At 71.8% G+C, this 877-nt stretch carries 1 protein-coding gene; it reads left to right on the top strand.

Annotated elements, in window-relative coordinates; all coding sequences use genetic code 11:
• The first annotated feature begins 270 nt into the window (after nt 1-270).
• A complete protein-coding gene (locus ACVOK1_RS20505) occupies nt 271-675 on the top strand; it encodes a hypothetical protein (RefSeq protein ID WP_108770070.1) in 405 nt (134 codons plus the stop codon).
• Nucleotides 676-877 lie beyond the last annotated feature (202 nt).

The raw sequence follows: 877 nt of genomic DNA on the forward strand, positions 1-877 counted from the left end.
GCTGGGTATTGGGTGGGGGGGGGGGGGGGGGGGTCCGGGGCGGCGCTGCAAGTACATCCCTGTAAGCTCGGTCGCCGCATCCATGCGGCTCACGCCCCCGCAACCTCCCCCCTCCCCGCCTTGGACAGTTTCCGGGCGCTTCCAGTAGATCCACGCCACGCGTGGATGGCGCTTTCCCGGGAACCCCGGCATTCACGTCGGCCTTACGGGTCCGCGCCGAAGCTGGCACAGCGGGGGAGACCGCAGCGGTACGTCACGAGGAGGCCCCACATGGAAGGTCTGGCTCCAAGCACCACCGCGTCATCCGCCCGTTCACTGGCGCTGACCGCCACCACGGACGAGCTGTCCTGGATCGCCGCGCTGTGCGATGTCGGCGACGATGCACCGCGCCACCTGGCCCAGCTGAAGGCCCTGCAACGCCAGGGGGGCCGGCTCAGTGAGACGCAGGAATGGTACCCGTTCGAAGTGATCGAACGCGGTGCCAGCCGCCTGCAGCCAGGCCACGAGCGCGAGTTCGTGATCTGCGTGCTGCTGTGGCTGAAGGCGCTGGCCCAAGGCCGCGCCAGCGTGCTGGATCCGCACCTTCACCTGGATGACCGCGCGATGGACATCGAGGCGCTGCCCGATGCCCTGCGTGACACCCTGCTCGATGCATTCATGGATGCGGGGTATTGAGCGGCCCGTAAAACCCCGCTGCCGCTGCGCGCGCCGGGCATGGCCCGGCGCTACCTGACCGGCGTACCCGGTAGCGGCGGGGGCCCCCCCCGGGCAAAAAACAACACCGCGAACAACCGACCACGCCGCCCCCCCCCCCCAGCGGGCGGCCCCGCCCCCCCCCCCCCCCCCCGCCCAGCCCCCCCGCGCCCGGCACCCGCCC

It is taken from the genome of Stenotrophomonas sp. STEN087, assembly GCF_056759115.1.